This is a genomic window from Citrobacter sp. Cpo012 (assembly GCF_030333015.1).
GTDB lineage: Bacteria > Pseudomonadota > Gammaproteobacteria > Enterobacterales > Enterobacteriaceae > Citrobacter > Citrobacter portucalensis.
The window spans coordinates 400652-416581 of sequence record NZ_JAOWGR010000041.1 but is presented as its reverse complement, the minus strand read 5'-3'; the positions used below and the strand labels follow the sequence as shown (position 1 = coordinate 416581).

The following is a 15930-nucleotide window of genomic DNA, read 5'->3' as shown; positions in this document are numbered from 1 at the left end:
ATCAATGAAAAAAGTTGCTCATAACCCAACCCTATTGTCGCATTTTGGTATAGGATAGCGACGAATTTTCCCTCCTTGTTCGGAAATTGATAATGAGTCAACAACACACAACCCAGGCTTCTGGCCAGGGGATGCTGGAACGCGTGTTCAAACTGCGCGAACATGGCACGACGGCACGGACCGAAGTGATCGCCGGTTTAACGACCTTCCTGACGATGGTGTATATCGTTTTTGTTAACCCGCAAATTCTTGGCGTGGCTGGCATGGATACCAGCGCTGTCTTTGTTACCACCTGCCTTATTGCTGCATTTGGTAGCATCCTGATGGGCCTGTTTGCCAACCTGCCGGTCGCACTTGCGCCTGCTATGGGCCTGAACGCATTCTTCGCTTTCGTGGTCGTTGGCGCGATGGGGCTGTCATGGCAGATTGGTATGGGCGCTATCTTCTGGGGCGCTGTTGGTCTGCTGCTGCTGACGATTTTCCGCGTTCGTTACTGGATGATTGCCAATATCCCGGTTAGCCTGCGTGTGGGGATCACCAGCGGTATTGGTCTGTTCATCGGCATGATGGGGCTGAAAAACGCCGGTGTTATCGTCGCCAACAAAGACACGCTGGTGTCTATCGGTAACCTGACGTCCCACAGCGTACTGCTCGGTATCCTGGGCTTCTTTATCATCGCGATTCTGGCGTCCCGTAACATTCACGCGGCGGTGCTGATTTCTATCATTGTAACCACGCTGCTGGGCTGGATGCTGGGCGATGTTCATTACAACGGTATCGTTTCTGCGCCACCGAGCGTGATGTCCGTTATCGGACATGTCGACCTGGCCGGTTCGTTTAACATTGGCCTGGCGGGTGTGATTTTCTCGTTCATGCTGGTTAACCTGTTCGACTCCTCCGGTACGCTGATTGGCGTTACGGATAAAGCCGGTCTGGCGGATGCGAAGGGCAAGTTCCCGCGCATGAAGCAAGCGCTGTATGTGGATAGCGTGTCGTCGGTTACCGGGGCGTTTATCGGGACTTCTTCCGTTACTGCGTATATCGAATCTTCTTCCGGGGTTTCGGTCGGTGGACGTACCGGTCTGACCGCCGTGGTCGTTGGTCTGCTGTTCCTGCTGGTTATCTTCCTGTCGCCGCTGGCGGGGATGGTACCGGGTTATGCAGCCGCTGGTGCGCTGATTTACGTTGGTGTCCTGATGACATCAAGCCTGTCGCGCGTGAAGTGGGATGACCTGACAGAAGCGGTTCCGGCGTTTATTACCGCCGTGATGATGCCCTTTAGCTTCTCAATTACCGAAGGTATTGCGCTGGGCTTTATTTCTTACTGCGTGATGAAGATTGGTACCGGACGTTTCCGCGATCTCAGCCCGTGCGTCATCATTGTCGCGCTGCTGTTTGTGCTGAAGATTGTGTTTATCGACGCGCACTAATCGCTGTTTATTTGCCCATATATCAACAAGCCCGGCATATCGCCGGGCTTTTTCTTTTACGCTTTCACGCGCTGAATGTAGTCGCCAAATGCGGTCAATTGACCGGTCAGATGGTCCAGCGTGCTTTGGTCGATCACTTCACCTGTCTGCGGGTCTACTTTGTTCTGAATGACGCCGCCCATAAATTCCGGCTTGTTCATTACCATGGCGTCGAGGAATACCAGGATCTGACGCAGATGATACTGGCAGCGCGCGCCGCCAATAGCGCCCATAGAACTGGTCTGGATCAGCACCGGCTTACCCGATAATGGCTGATCGGGCAGGCGGGACAGCCAGTCAATGGCGTTCTTCAGTCCGCCCGGAACAGAATAGTTATATTCAGGAGTGACGATGACGACACCGTCAGCCTTTCTGATTTGCTCAGCCAGTGCTTCTACGCTGGCCGGAAAACCCTCTTCCTGTTGGAGGTCGGCATCGTACAGAGGGATATCACCAATCGACGGCAGCGCGTTCACTTCCATTCCCGCTGGAGCAATCTTGGGCAGCGTACGGGCAACCATTCCATTAAACGAACCTTTGCGCAGACTTCCCAGTAACGTAACAACATTCAATGTTTCAGACATGGTGACTCCTGTTTCATCATGAAGGTTAAATCAAAGCGTATGGCTCTTCGCTGCACATAATTGAGAGAACCGGATCAGACGACCCGTTGGCTCATTGGCGCGAGTCTGGATATCAGGCAAAATTTTCCAGTCCTGTTTACCATCAAACTCCCAAACTTTGAGTTTTTCAATGGTTGGCGTAACCGCAACTGACCACACCAGTACATCTTCCGCATCGCAAATGGCTTCAACCTGCGCCACATGGGCACATTTCAGGCGCCCTGCGCCGGGTAAAAGCTGGAGCTCGCGCGGATCGTCATTGCACACATCGCCAGTGAGTTTGAGTACGCTCTGGCGCAATGTAATGAGCTGCGCGCGTGCTTCGTTGGGGTCGTTTTGGTTATTGATCCACAGGTTTTCGTTACTGGAGAAGCGCCACGTTTCCGTTGAATTTGGATTGTGAAACCCGCGGGTGGCCCGCTGAAGTTCCATATCCAGGCCGCACGTTCCTTCAGTTGTTAGCACAACGCCGACGATATTCCCGGCATAGGAAATCGAAAAACCCGGCAGGTTCTTATCGCGAAAAACGGGCTTACCTTTGGCCTGAGTAACAATTTCGGGCAGCGTGCTGGTGCCGTAAAGCATAAACATCAGTTCAGCGAGAAGACTTCGGGAAGCCAGGAAACGTGTCCGGCGATGAGCGGGTAGATCTCTTGCTTCGATATGACATGGAGAAGGGAGGCGAGCTGAAACCAGGTGTCCCTCCGTAAGAATCCCTCTGGCAAAATGTGTCGCCATTTGTCGCTCCGTGATTAATGGTCCGTGATTATTACCAGAGTAACATTTACACGGCTTCCGGGCAGGCTTTGCTGCCCAAAAACTAAGCGAAAATGGGAGACATTACGCGATATTTACATTTCTGTTGCCAGAATGGTCGATTTAGCAACACCAAAATGAAGGATCGTCAGGAGATATCGCGATAAAGCGCCTTGATCGTGTCTTTTAGCCAGACGATCTTAGGATTGTGGCTGTTGCGTTTATGCCAAAGAAGAGTGAACGGTACGCGCATTTTTTCCAGTTGCGCCGTATCAAATGGCATTGGCCGTGCAACGAGTGGAAGCTGGTGGAGTTGGTTATAACGCTGGCAATAGACCGGTGCGGTGGCTATCAGCGCGTGATCCGGCTGCGCGGCCATAAACAGCGATTGCTCAAAACCGGGCAGACATAACGCGATATTGCGTGCGCGTCCCATTTCTTGCAGGACTTCATCCAGCGCCCATGTATCGCTTTGCTCCCAGCTAATGCTGATGTGCGGATAGCGCAGAAAGGTGTCCAGATTCCACTCTTCCTGCAGTGCGGGATGATCTTCACGTAGCCAGACGCAGGGGAGATCGGAAAACAGCACTTCATGGTCGATCGACAATGGCAACAAACTCAGCAGTTCGCGCGAACGCGGATGACTTTCGCGCCCGGTAAAGCCAATATCCACTTCACCGCGGATAATGGCATCCAGCGAATCATAGTCCCAGTTGCGTATTTTGATTGTCGCCTGGGGATAGCGCTGATAAATCTGCTGGGAGAGCGCATTGAACATGATCATCACTAACGGCGTTTCGGCCGCCAGATCAAACTTCAGCCCGCGTGGAGACTCATGGTGCGGCTTATCGAGCAACTGATTGCCCATCTGCATCCATTCAGCAAGGCTCTGCTCCATGCTGACCATCAGCGGCGTCGGCGATAGCCCCAGCGGGGTGTTCACAAACAAGGGATCATCAAACCAGGTCCGCAGCTTCGACAGCGACTTACTGACCGCCGACGGTGTGACGTTCATCCGTTTGGCGGTTTTAGTGACGCTGCGTTCCTGCATCAACAGCTGCAGGCAGAGCAATAAATTAAGATCGAGACTGCTGAGGGATTTCTTCATGAGTTGGCGCGGACCGGTTAGGTGCAACAGTGATAATCAGCATGATACTCACTATGCTACAGCCAATCAGAATCCCGATCAGCATATTCAGCGCATCAAGGCCAAGAACCGCCGCCAGCCAAATCCACAGCGAGGAACCGCAAACCTGGGCAATACCTAATGCCGAGCTGGCGACGCCCGCGCGCAGCGAGAACGGCCCAAGCGCCTGGCTCATCGCAACACCGAAGCCGACCGAGAATCCGGCGCAGATTAACGTCAGCCCGAAAAGCGTTACTGCGTGTGAAGTGGCAAGGGTTAACACCACGCCGGCACACAGAAACAGCACCTGTGAGGTCAGCATCAGAACGCGAGGCTTAAATACGCTCAGAGCAAATGGCGTAGAGAAAGAGACCGCCATACTGATGCCTGCGGTCATGGCCATCGTGGTGGCGTACTCACCACGGTCGAAGCCCATCACTTCCATCAGCAGCACCGGAGACGTGTTCACGAAGGTCAGGATCACCGATACGCTGAGGGTGGTAATGGCCAGACGGCTTAAGAAAAAGCGGTTTACCAGTGATTCGGTCGTGTGGTTCTTTTCCGTCGTCGCCATAAGCGTTGCTGGGCGCGATTCTCGCAGGACAAACACCGACAGCAGGCAAACAGCCACACCCATTCCCATCATCGTGTAGAACAGGCTCTGCCACGGGTATTTGAGCATGATCAGATGCCCCATCACTGGAGCCAACACCGGCACAATACAGGTAATTCCGTTCAACAGCGACAGTACCTTCGCCCGGCGGCGATCGTCGAGCGTATCGCGCAGGATAGCGAAAGCCACCACGTAGCAACAGCCCGCACCTACGCCCTGAATAAAACGACCTATGAGGAATGGCGTACCGCTTTCGGCGAAAGAACATAGCGCAGAGGCGAAAATAAAGATGAGTGCGCCGACTATGGCGACCGGTTTGCGACCTGACTGGTCGGCAATTTTACCGGCGAACAGCATCGCCGTCGCCATTCCTGCCAGATAAACCGAAAACGCGATATGCAGTTGCGCCTCGCTGGCCTGTAAATCGGCAGCAATACGGGGCAGCCCCACCAGATACATATCAATACCGGCAGGATAAAGAAGAACCAGGGCGAAACTGCAGATTAGAAAGCGTGTCATAGCGACCTCATAAGAAATGTGGCGCTAAGCATACGGTCAGAGAGTCAACTGCACGAGTTGCCATTTGGACAACAGTGATTTCCACATGGGAAATAGTTGTTGCCGGATGGCGGCGTAAATGCCTTATCCGGCCTACGGGGCCTGTAGGCCCGGTTAGCATCGCGCCACCGGGCAACACAACGTTACTTACCAATACAGAAGCTGGAGAAAATCCGTCCCAGCAGATCGTCGGAGGTAAATTCTCCAGTGATCTCACTGAGGTTCTGCTGCGCCAGGCGTAGCTCCTCAGCCAGCAATTCTCCGGCCCATGCTCCGAGCAGTTGGGCTTTACCCTGCTCGAGATGCTCCGCCGCTTCTGCCAGCGCCTGCAGGTGACGACGACGCGCCAGGAAGCCGCCTTCCATATTGGTTTCAAAGCCCATGCTCTGTTTGAGATGATTACGCAGTACGTCAACGCCTTCACCGGTACGCGCAGAGAGGCGAACCAGTGAGTGGCCATTTACTTCGCTAAGGCCCAGCGTCTCACCGGTAATATCCGCTTTGTTACGCACCACGGTGATCGGCAGTTTGGCTGGCAGACGGGCAATAAAGTCTGGCCAGATATCTGCCGGGTCCACGGCGTCGGTGGTGGTGCCATCAACCATAAACAGTACACGGTCGGCCTGTTCAATTTCCTGCCAGGCACGTTCGATACCGATGCGTTCAACTTCGTCGCTGGCATCGCGCAAACCGGCGGTGTCGATGATGTGTAGCGGCATGCCGTCGATGTGAATATGCTCACGCAGCACGTCGCGAGTAGTCCCGGCGATATCGGTGACAATGGCCGCCTCACGGCCAGCCAGCGCGTTCAGCAGGCTTGATTTCCCGGCGTTTGGCCGACCGGCAATCACCACCTTCATCCCTTCGCGCAGCAGGCTGCCCTGACGCGCTTCCGCACGCACGGCATCAAGATCGCTGATAACGCTGTTGAGTTGCGCTTCAATCTTGCCGTCAGACAGGAAGTCGATTTCTTCATCCGGGAAGTCGATCGCAGCTTCAACATAGATGCGCAGGTGAGTGAGCGCTTCCACAAGATGATTTACCCGTGCGGAAAATGCGCCCTGCAACGAGTTCAGCGCCGAGCGAGCGGCTTGCTCTGAGCTGGCATCGATCAGGTCGGCAATCGCCTCGGCCTGGGCTAAATCGAGCTTATCATTGAGAAACGCTCGCTCGGAGAATTCACCCGGTCTGGCAATGCGCAGCCCGGGAATGGTCAGAATACGTTTGAGCAGCAGGTCAAGAATCACCGGACCTCCGTGGCCCTGAAGCTCTAAAACGTCTTCGCCGGTAAAGGAGTTTGGGCCGGGGAACCACAAGGCAATCCCCTGATCCAGCGCGCTGCCATCCGCGTCTTTAAACGGCAGATAATCGGCATAACGCGGTTTGGGCAGTTTCCCCAGTACGGTTTCTGCGACCTCACGCGCCTTCAGGCCGGAGATACGCAGGATACCCACGCCACCACGTCCCGGTGGGGTGGCCTGAGCGACGATGGTGTCGTTATGGCTCATGGTTTGTCTCTTCTTAATGCAATAAAAAAGGCGGTCTAATGACCGCCCTTTACTTTATGTTCCGTTTGCCGGATGGCGGCTTCGCCTAATCCGGCCTACACCGAATCAGGAGTTTTTCTTCTCGCGGCTATGCAGGCCACGTTTCTCCAGACCACGGTAAATCAGCTGCTGCTGAATAATGGTTACCAGGTTGCTGACGATATAGTACAGCACCAGACCTGACGGGAACCACAGGAAGAACACGGTGAAGATGACCGGCATGAAGGTCATGATCTTCTGCTGCATCGGGTCGGTTACGGTGGTCGGAGACATCTTCTGAATGAAGAACATCGTCACGCCCATCAGAATCGGCAGGATGTAGTACGGGTCCTGTGCAGACAGGTCATGGATCCACAGGGCGAACGGCGCATGACGCAGTTCAATGGAGCCCATCAGCATGTAGTACAACGCCAGGAAGATTGGCATCTGGATGATCAGCGGGAAGCAGCCGCCCAGCGGGTTTACCTTCTCAGCTTTGTACAGGGCCATCATTTCCTGGCTCTGACGCTGTTTGTCATCGCCCAGACGTTCACGCATAGCCTGAATCTTCGGCTGCAGCATACGCATCTTCGCCATGGAGGTGTACTGCGCTTTGGTCAGCGGGTACATGATGCCACGAACGATAAAGGTGATAACGATGATGGAGAAGCCCCAGTTACCCAGGAAGCTATGGATCCACTTCAGCAGTTTAAACAGCGGCTGAGAAATGAACCACAACCAGCCGTAATCCACGGTCAGATCCAGGTGCGGTGCAACGGCCGCCATTTTATCCTGAATTTCCGGGCCGACCCACAGGGTGCTGGTCATCGCGCCAGTCTGGCCAGGCTGTACCAGTACCGGCTGTGATTTATAGCCGATAGCGGCAATGCCGTTACCCAGGTTAGCGGTATAGAAGTTGTTGGTGCCGTCGTTACGCGGAACCCATGCCGTTGCGAAATACTGTTGCAGCATTGCGACCCAGCCATCTTTAGCATTGACGTTCAGGTTTTCGTTTTCAGCAATGGTGTCGAATTTGTATTTCTCATACTTCTCATCCGGCGTGGAGTACGCCGCGCCACGGAAGGTGTGCAGCGCAAAGTTGCTGCTACCGGTGTCGCGATGAGATGGCAGATTGATGGATTGCTTCAACTGACCAAAGGTGGAGATTTCCAGCGGTTTTTCGCCGGCGTTCTGCACGCTGTAGTTAACGTTGACAGCATATTCACCACGCTTAAGAACAAACGTTTTAGTGAATGTGTTACCCGCTGCGTCAGTATAGGTCATCGGGATCTGCAGTTCGTTCTGACCGTCAGCCAGTACAAACGCGTCTTTATCGACGTTGTACAGCGGACGTGGGCCGTTAGCCGGGTTATCCGGGCCGTCACGACCTGTCAGGCCACTCTGTGCCTGGTAGATGAACTGTGGCGTGGTTTCCAGTAACTGGAACGGTTCGGTAGAACCGAGTTCTTTCGGGTAAGCTGGCAGTGAAGCCTGTTCCACATCACCACCACGGGTGTTGATGGTCAGATCAAGCACGTCAGTTTTAACCGTAATCAGTTTCCCCTGGCCACTGGCCGGTACGCCCTGGTCTGCGGCGCTACCCGCTGCGGTGGTCGTTGTCTGCGTGGTCTGTTGGGCCTGAGGTTGCGGGTTTTTATCCTGCTCCCAGGCTTGCCAGATCATGAAAGACACGAACAGCAAAGCGATGACTAAAAGATTGCGTTGCGAATCCATCGTTAGTGTTCTCTGGTATCAAATGGTCCGGGCGGGACGGGATCGTCACCACCAGGGTGTAAAGGGTGGCATTTTAATACGCGTTTCACCGTCAACCAACTGCCTTTTATCACTCCAAACCTGCGCAATGCCTCAATTCCGTAGCTCGAACAGGTTGGAGTGAAACGGCAATGCGGCCCAAGCAGCGGACTGATCAGGCGTTGATAGACCCGAATGAGGGCTATCAGGACCCGCGAGCCAGGCGACAATGGCGACGCCATAATTTTTCCAACGCTTCCGAGAGAGCACGGTTATCGAGGTCAGCAACCCCTTTTTTCGCCACCACCACGAAATCCATTGCTGGAAGCTCGTGCTGACGTAAACGGAAGCTTTCACGCGTCAGACGTTTAATCCGATTGCGTTCATGCGCACGTTTAACATTTTTCTTGGCGACTGTAAGACCGATACGGGGATGCCCCAGCGAATTCAGGCGGCCGAGGATGGTGATTTGCGGCGTGCCAGCCCGTTGTGGCTGCTGGAAGACGAATGTGAAATGAGTGGGAGTTAACAAACGTAACTCCCTGGGAAATGCGAGCTTAACCACTCAGGGGCTAGCTTTTATTACTTAGAAACGGTCAGACGAGAACGGCCTTTAGCACGACGACGTGCCAGAACCTGACGACCATTTTTATTAGCCATACGAGCACGGAAGCCGTGAGAACGGTTGCGCTTCAGTACAGACGGTTGAAAAGTGCGTTTCATGGCGATTTCTACCTAAACTTGAATAAATTCACTGACTTTTGCGTATACCCGAACGAATTTCGAACGACTTACGCCACAGTGTGGGTGATTAAAGAGGCCGGATTGTAATAATTGTACACTCCGGAGTCAATTCTCTTTCCTTATTTCCCGCTTTTTTCCGCATGGTTTCGCGTAAAAAACAGGCAGCGTTGACGCCGTAAGGCGACCGTTACTCGCTGGGGGTAAGAATTATACGGGCTGGTGGATAAAGCGCAAGGATCGCACGGGATCTTTATTAGATCGTTTAAGCAGTAAAGCATCTTTACTCATTAATTTTTTCAATATGCGCGCTAAAACCTGCAGCACTTCTCCAGGATCGTTTACACTTAGCCGATTCTGGATCATCCTGTGGATAAATCGGGAAGAATCTGTGAGAAACAGAAGATCTCTTTCTCAGTTTACGCTATGATCCGCGGTCCTGATCGTTTCAATGGATCCTGATCGGGTAAAAATTGCAGATAGCAATTCGCACGTCACCCTTTGCATAGGGTCTTGTCGATGTGCGTCAACAATCATGAATGTTTCAGCCTTTGTCATTTATCGACTTTTGTTCGAGTGGAGTCCGCCGTGTCACTTTCGCTTTGGCAGCAGTGTCTTGCCCGATTGCAGGATGAGTTACCAGCCACAGAGTTCAGTATGTGGATACGCCCGTTGCAGGCGGAACTGAGCGATAACACGCTGGCTTTGTATGCGCCAAACCGTTTCGTGCTCGATTGGGTAAGGGATAAATACCTTAATAATATTAATGGATTACTCAATAATTTCTGTGGAGCGGATGCCCCACAGCTGCGCTTTGAAGTCGGCACTAAACCCGTCACGCAAACGCTGAAAACGCCGGTCAACAATGTTGTTGCGCCCGCCCACGTGGCTCAGCAAGTGCAACCGCAACGTGCTGCTCCGGCGGCGCGTCCAGGCTGGGATAACGTCCCGGCTCCGGCAGAACCTACCTATCGTTCTAACGTCAACGTCAAACACACGTTTGATAACTTCGTTGAAGGTAAATCTAACCAACTGGCGCGCGCGGCGGCACGTCAGGTGGCGGACAATCCTGGCGGCGCCTACAATCCGTTATTCCTTTATGGCGGTACGGGTCTGGGTAAAACCCACCTGTTGCACGCTGTCGGTAACGGCATTATGGCGCGTAAGCCAAACGCCAAAGTGGTGTATATGCACTCCGAGCGTTTTGTGCAGGACATGGTCAAAGCCCTGCAAAACAACGCGATCGAAGAGTTTAAACGCTACTACCGTTCCGTTGACGCGCTGCTGATTGACGATATCCAATTCTTCGCGAATAAAGAGCGATCGCAGGAAGAGTTTTTCCACACCTTTAACGCCCTGCTGGAAGGCAATCAGCAGATCATCCTGACCTCGGATCGCTATCCGAAGGAGATCAACGGCGTTGAAGATCGTCTGAAATCCCGCTTTGGCTGGGGACTGACTGTCGCGATCGAACCGCCTGAACTGGAAACGCGTGTTGCGATCCTGATGAAAAAAGCCGATGAAAACGACATTCGTCTGCCGGGTGAAGTCGCGTTCTTTATTGCCAAGCGTCTACGCTCTAACGTACGTGAGCTGGAAGGCGCACTGAACCGCGTGATCGCCAACGCCAATTTTACCGGCCGGGCGATTACTATCGATTTCGTGCGTGAAGCGCTGCGCGATCTGCTGGCTTTGCAGGAAAAGCTGGTCACCATCGACAATATCCAGAAGACGGTGGCGGAGTATTACAAAATCAAAATTGCGGATCTGCTTTCTAAGCGTCGATCTCGCTCGGTAGCTCGTCCGCGCCAGATGGCGATGGCGCTGGCAAAAGAGCTCACTAACCACAGTCTGCCGGAAATTGGCGACGCGTTTGGTGGGCGTGACCATACTACCGTGCTTCATGCCTGCCGCAAGATTGAGCAGTTGCGTGAAGAAAGCCATGATATTAAAGAAGATTTCTCCAATTTAATCAGAACATTATCTTCGTGACGCTATGAAATTTACCGTTGAACGTGAACATTTATTAAAACCGCTTCAGCAGGTCAGCGGCCCGCTGGGTGGACGTCCTACACTGCCTATTCTCGGAAACCTGCTGCTGCAGGTTGCTGACGGCACGCTTTCGCTGACCGGTACCGATCTCGAAATGGAGATGGTGGCGCGCGTGGCGCTGATCCAGCCTCATGAACCTGGCGCGACCACCGTTCCGGCGCGTAAATTCTTCGATATTTGCCGTGGATTGCCGGAAGGCGCGGAAATTGCCGTTCAACTGGAAGGCGACCGTATGCTGGTGCGTTCTGGTCGCAGCCGTTTCTCGCTGTCTACGCTGCCTGCTGCCGACTTCCCGAATCTGGACGACTGGCAGAGCGAAGTCGAATTCACCCTGCCGCAGGCGACGATGAAGCGCCTGATTGAAGCCACGCAGTTTTCGATGGCGCATCAGGACGTACGTTACTACTTAAACGGCATGCTGTTTGAAACCGAAGGGGAAGAGCTGCGTACCGTGGCGACCGACGGTCACCGTCTGGCGGTTTGTTCAATGCCTGTCGGTCAGCCGTTGCCAAGCCATTCGGTGATCGTACCGCGTAAAGGTGTGATTGAACTGATGCGTATGCTCGACGGCGGCGATAACCCGCTGCGCGTGCAGATTGGCAGCAACAACATTCGTGCGCACGTTGGTGACTTCATCTTCACCTCTAAGCTGGTTGATGGCCGTTTCCCGGATTATCGCCGCGTATTGCCGAAGAATCCGGACAAGCATCTGGAAGCCGGTTGCGATATCCTCAAACAGGCGTTTGCGCGTGCGGCGATCCTCTCGAACGAGAAATTCCGCGGCGTGCGTCTGTATGTCAGCGAAAACCAGCTCAAAATCACCGCCAACAACCCGGAGCAGGAAGAAGCAGAAGAAATTCTGGATGTCTCCTATCCTGGTACAGAACTGGAAATCGGCTTTAACGTGAGCTACGTACTGGACGTTCTGAACGCGCTGAAGTGCGAGAACGTGCGTATTCTGCTGACCGATTCCGTATCGAGCGTACAGATTGAAGATGCAGCGTCACAATCTGCAGCCTATGTCGTCATGCCTATGCGCTTGTAAAGAATATCGGGCTATCTTACTTGTTATTCTGGCTCCGGGCAGTGCTCGCAATCCTCACGTACTTCAGTACGCTCCGGTTGCTGTGCGCTGGCCGTAACCAGACTAACTGCGACGATAACGCCCTGGTTATGAGTTGATATGTCGCTATCCCGACTCCTGATTAAAGATTTCCGAAATATTGAAAATGCGGATCTCGCTTTATCCCCTGGCTTTAACTTCCTGGTTGGCGCGAACGGCAGCGGCAAAACCAGCGTCCTGGAAGCCATCTATACGCTCGGCCATGGCCGGGCGTTTCGCAGTTTGCAGATTGGCCGCGTGATTCGCCACGAGCAGGAGTCGTTTGTTTTACACGGGCGTTTGCAGGGTGAAGAACGTGAGACGTCGATTGGCCTGACGAAAGACAAACTGGGCGACAGCAAAGTGCGCATTGACGGCACTGACGGGCACAAGGTCGCAGAACTGGCGCACCTGATGCCGATGCAGCTGATCACGCCTGAGGGGTTTACTTTACTCAACGGCGGCCCCAAATACAGAAGAGCATTCCTTGACTGGGGATGCTTTCACAATGAAGTCGGATTTTTCACCGCCTGGAGCAACCTGAAGCGACTGCTCAAGCAGCGCAATGCAGCGCTGCGCCAGGTGAGTCGTTATGAGCAACTGCGCCCGTGGGATAGAGAACTTATCCCGCTGGCGGAACAAATCAGCACCTGGCGCGCGGAGTACAGCGCCGGTATCGCGCAGGATATGGCGGATACCTGCCAGCAGTTTCTTCCCGAGTTTTCGCTCTCCTTCTCATTCCAGCGCGGCTGGGAGAAAGAGACTGATTATGCCGAAGTGCTGGAACGCAGTTTTGAACGCGATCGCATGTTGACCTACACTGCGCACGGCCCGCATAAGGCGGATTTCCGCATTCGCGCCGACGGTGCGCCGGTGGAAGATACGTTGTCGCGTGGGCAGCTAAAGCTGCTGATGTGCGCCTTACGTCTGGCGCAAGGGGAGTTCCTGACCCGTGAAAGCGGGCGGCGCTGCCTGTACCTGATAGATGATTTTGCCTCTGAACTGGATGACGCGCGTCGCGGACTGCTGGCCAGCCGCTTAAAAGCCACGCAATCTCAGGTCTTTGTCAGCGCAATAAGCGCTGAACACGTTATAGACATGTCCGATGAAAATTCGAAGATGTTTACCGTGGAAAAGGGTAAAATAACGGATTAACCCAAGATAAAATGAGCGAGAAACGTTGATGTCGAATTCTTATGACTCCTCCAGTATCAAAGTCCTGAAAGGACTGGATGCGGTGCGTAAGCGCCCGGGTATGTATATCGGCGACACGGATGACGGCACCGGTCTGCACCACATGGTATTCGAGGTGGTAGATAACGCTATCGACGAAGCGCTCGCGGGTCACTGTAAAGATATCGTGGTAACGATTCACGCTGACAACTCCGTGTCCGTTACCGATGATGGCCGTGGTATCCCAACCGGTATTCACCCGGAAGAGGGCGTTTCGGCAGCGGAAGTTATCATGACCGTTTTGCACGCAGGCGGTAAATTCGATGATAACTCCTATAAAGTTTCCGGCGGTCTGCACGGCGTGGGTGTTTCCGTCGTTAACGCCCTGTCACAGAAGCTGGAACTGGTGATTCGTCGTGAAGGCAAAGTGCATCAGCAAACTTACGTGCACGGTGTGCCGCAGGCGCCGCTGGCAGTAACCGGCGAAACAGAATTGACCGGGACTCAGGTCCGTTTCTGGCCAAGCCACGAAACCTTTACCAATGTTGTTGAATTTGAATACGACATTCTGGCGAAACGTCTGCGTGAGCTGTCATTCCTGAACTCCGGCGTCTCTATTCGTCTGCGCGACAAGCGTGACGGCAAAGAAGACCATTTCCACTACGAAGGTGGCATCAAGGCGTTTGTTGAATACCTCAACAAAAACAAAACGCCGATCCACCCGAATATTTTCTACTTCTCCACCGAAAAAGACGGTATCGGCGTTGAAGTTGCGCTGCAGTGGAACGATGGTTTCCAGGAAAACATCTACTGCTTCACCAACAACATTCCACAGCGTGACGGCGGTACTCACCTTGCAGGCTTCCGTGCGGCGATGACCCGTACCCTGAACGCCTACATGGACAAAGAAGGCTACAGCAAAAAAGCGAAAGTCAGCGCTACTGGTGACGATGCCCGTGAAGGCCTGATTGCCGTTGTTTCCGTGAAAGTACCGGATCCGAAGTTCTCCTCACAGACCAAAGACAAGCTGGTCTCCTCTGAGGTGAAATCGGCGGTAGAACAGCAGATGAACGAACTGCTGAGCGAATATCTGCTGGAAAACCCGTCTGACGCGAAAATCGTTGTCGGCAAAATTATTGATGCTGCGCGTGCTCGTGAAGCTGCACGTCGTGCGCGTGAAATGACCCGTCGTAAAGGCGCGCTGGACTTAGCGGGCCTGCCGGGCAAGCTGGCGGACTGTCAGGAACGCGACCCGGCGCTGTCCGAACTGTACCTTGTGGAAGGGGACTCCGCGGGCGGTTCTGCTAAGCAGGGCCGTAACCGTAAAAACCAGGCGATTCTGCCGCTGAAGGGTAAAATCCTCAACGTCGAGAAAGCGCGCTTTGACAAGATGCTCTCCTCTCAGGAAGTCGCGACGCTGATCACCGCGCTCGGCTGTGGCATCGGTCGTGACGAGTACAACCCGGACAAACTGCGTTATCACAGCATCATCATCATGACCGATGCCGACGTCGATGGCTCGCACATTCGTACGCTGCTGTTGACCTTCTTCTATCGTCAGATGCCGGAAATCGTTGAACGCGGCCACGTTTACATTGCACAGCCACCGCTGTACAAAGTGAAAAAAGGCAAGCAGGAACAGTACATTAAAGATGACGAAGCGATGGATCAGTATCAGATCTCTATCGCTCTGGATGGCGCAACGCTGCACATCAATGCCAACGCACCAGCCCTTTCAGGTGAGTCGTTAGAGAAACTGGTTTCTGAATACAACGCGACACAGAAAATGATTGGCCGTATGGAACGTCGTTTCCCGAAAGCGCTGCTGAAAGAGCTGGTTTATCAACCGACGCTGCCAGAATCCGATCTGGCTGATGAAGCGAAAGTTACGGCCTGGGTTTCCCAGTTGGTTAACGTGCTTAATGAAAACGAAATGCACGGCAGCACCTGGAATAGCTTCGTGCGTAAAGACGCTGAACTGAACCTGTTCGAACCGGTGATCCGGGTGCGTACCCACGGTGTCGATACTGACTATCCATTGGAACATGAATTTGTGACCGGTGGCGAGTACCATCGTATTTGTACGCTTGGCGAGAAGCTGCGTGGGCTGATCGAAGACGATGCGTTTATCGAACGTGGCGAGCGTCGCCAGCCGGTTGCCAGCTTTGAGCAGGCGCTGGAATGGCTGCAGAAAGAGTCTCGTCGTGGCCTCGCTATCCAGCGTTATAAAGGTCTGGGCGAGATGAACCCGGAACAGCTGTGGGAAACCACCATGGATCCGGAAAGCCGTCGTATGCTGCGCGTTACCGTGAAGGATGCGATTGCTGCCGACCAGCTGTTCACCACGCTGATGGGCGATGCCGTTGAACCGCGTCGCGCATTTATCGAAGAGAACGCCCTGAAAGCGGCGAACATCGATATTTAAGCCAATCTGTAGGC

At 53.7% G+C, this 15930-nt stretch carries 15 protein-coding genes; 5 read left to right on the top strand and 10 right to left on the bottom strand.

Annotated elements, in window-relative coordinates; all coding sequences use genetic code 11:
* Window positions 1-92 precede the first annotated feature (92 nt).
* Window positions 93-1430 (top strand): adenine permease AdeP, encoded by a 1338-nt coding sequence (gene adeP, locus OGX90_RS18130; protein WP_003827042.1) that lies wholly within the window; start codon window positions 93-95, stop codon window positions 1428-1430.
* Between the two features lie 56 nt (window positions 1431-1486).
* Here adeP and OGX90_RS18125 read toward each other — a convergent pair whose 3' ends face one another.
* The 10 genes from OGX90_RS18125 to OGX90_RS23930 form a co-directional block, all read right to left on the bottom strand.
* On the bottom strand, window positions 1487-2053 hold the full coding sequence (locus OGX90_RS18125; RefSeq protein ID WP_003827046.1) for an NADPH-dependent FMN reductase: 567 nt from the start codon (window positions 2051-2053) through the stop codon (window positions 1487-1489).
* A gap of 30 nt (window positions 2054-2083) precedes the next feature.
* Entirely contained in the window at window positions 2084-2830 is a 747-nt protein-coding gene (locus tag OGX90_RS18120; protein WP_286624432.1) for a 4'-phosphopantetheinyl transferase family protein, read from the bottom strand.
* Window positions 2831-2996: 166 nt separating this feature from the next.
* Complete coding sequence (gene yidZ, locus OGX90_RS18115) at window positions 2997-3956, bottom strand: HTH-type transcriptional regulator YidZ (RefSeq protein ID WP_003827051.1); 960 nt, start codon at window positions 3954-3956, stop codon at window positions 2997-2999.
* The gene (locus tag OGX90_RS18110; RefSeq protein WP_032945462.1) at window positions 3925-5106 is read right to left on the bottom strand and encodes an MFS transporter; all 1182 of its coding nucleotides are present in this window, start codon (window positions 5104-5106) and stop codon (window positions 3925-3927) included. The genes yidZ and OGX90_RS18110 overlap by 32 nt, the downstream gene beginning before the upstream one ends.
* A 182-nt stretch (window positions 5107-5288) precedes the next feature.
* Complete coding sequence (gene mnmE / locus OGX90_RS18105) at window positions 5289-6653, bottom strand: tRNA uridine-5-carboxymethylaminomethyl(34) synthesis GTPase MnmE (protein ID WP_032945460.1); 1365 nt, start codon at window positions 6651-6653, stop codon at window positions 5289-5291.
* A 105-nt stretch (window positions 6654-6758) separates the two neighbouring features.
* Entirely contained in the window at window positions 6759-8405 is a 1647-nt protein-coding gene (gene yidC, locus OGX90_RS18100) for a membrane protein insertase YidC (RefSeq protein WP_003827058.1), read from the bottom strand.
* Window positions 8406-8407: 2 nt separating this feature from the next.
* Entirely contained in the window at window positions 8408-8665 is a 258-nt protein-coding gene (yidD, locus tag OGX90_RS18095) for a membrane protein insertion efficiency factor YidD (RefSeq protein ID WP_003023846.1), read from the bottom strand.
* The gene (gene rnpA / locus OGX90_RS18090) at window positions 8629-8988 is read right to left on the bottom strand and encodes a ribonuclease P protein component (RefSeq protein WP_003844432.1); all 360 of its coding nucleotides are present in this window, start codon (window positions 8986-8988) and stop codon (window positions 8629-8631) included. The genes yidD and rnpA overlap by 37 nt, the downstream gene beginning before the upstream one ends.
* A 17-nt stretch (window positions 8989-9005) precedes the next feature.
* Window positions 9006-9146, bottom strand: a complete 141-nt coding sequence (gene rpmH / locus OGX90_RS18085) for a 50S ribosomal protein L34 (protein WP_003023858.1) — start codon at window positions 9144-9146, stop codon at window positions 9006-9008.
* 228 nt (window positions 9147-9374) lie between these two features.
* Entirely contained in the window at window positions 9375-9455 is an 81-nt protein-coding gene (locus OGX90_RS23930) for a hypothetical protein (RefSeq protein ID WP_418221920.1), read from the bottom strand.
* A gap of 297 nt (window positions 9456-9752) precedes the next feature.
* Between OGX90_RS23930 and dnaA the strand changes: the two genes are divergently transcribed.
* The 4 genes from dnaA (at window position 9753) to gyrB (ending at window position 15916) form a co-directional block, all read left to right on the top strand.
* Entirely contained in the window at window positions 9753-11156 is a 1404-nt protein-coding gene (dnaA, locus tag OGX90_RS18080; RefSeq protein WP_003827078.1) for a chromosomal replication initiator protein DnaA, read from the top strand.
* 4 nt (window positions 11157-11160) lie between these two features.
* Entirely contained in the window at window positions 11161-12261 is a 1101-nt protein-coding gene (gene dnaN, locus OGX90_RS18075) for a DNA polymerase III subunit beta (protein WP_003023863.1), read from the top strand.
* Between the two features lie 138 nt (window positions 12262-12399).
* Window positions 12400-13473: a DNA replication/repair protein RecF gene (recF, locus tag OGX90_RS18070; RefSeq protein ID WP_234096614.1), complete on the top strand. Its 1074-nt coding sequence runs from the start codon at window positions 12400-12402 to the stop codon at window positions 13471-13473.
* 28 nt (window positions 13474-13501) lie between these two features.
* Window positions 13502-15916 carry a DNA topoisomerase (ATP-hydrolyzing) subunit B gene (gene gyrB / locus OGX90_RS18065; RefSeq protein ID WP_286624429.1) on the top strand — a complete coding sequence of 805 codons (2415 nt, stop codon included), beginning with the start codon at window positions 13502-13504 and terminating at the stop codon, window positions 15914-15916.
* Window positions 15917-15930 lie beyond the last annotated feature (14 nt).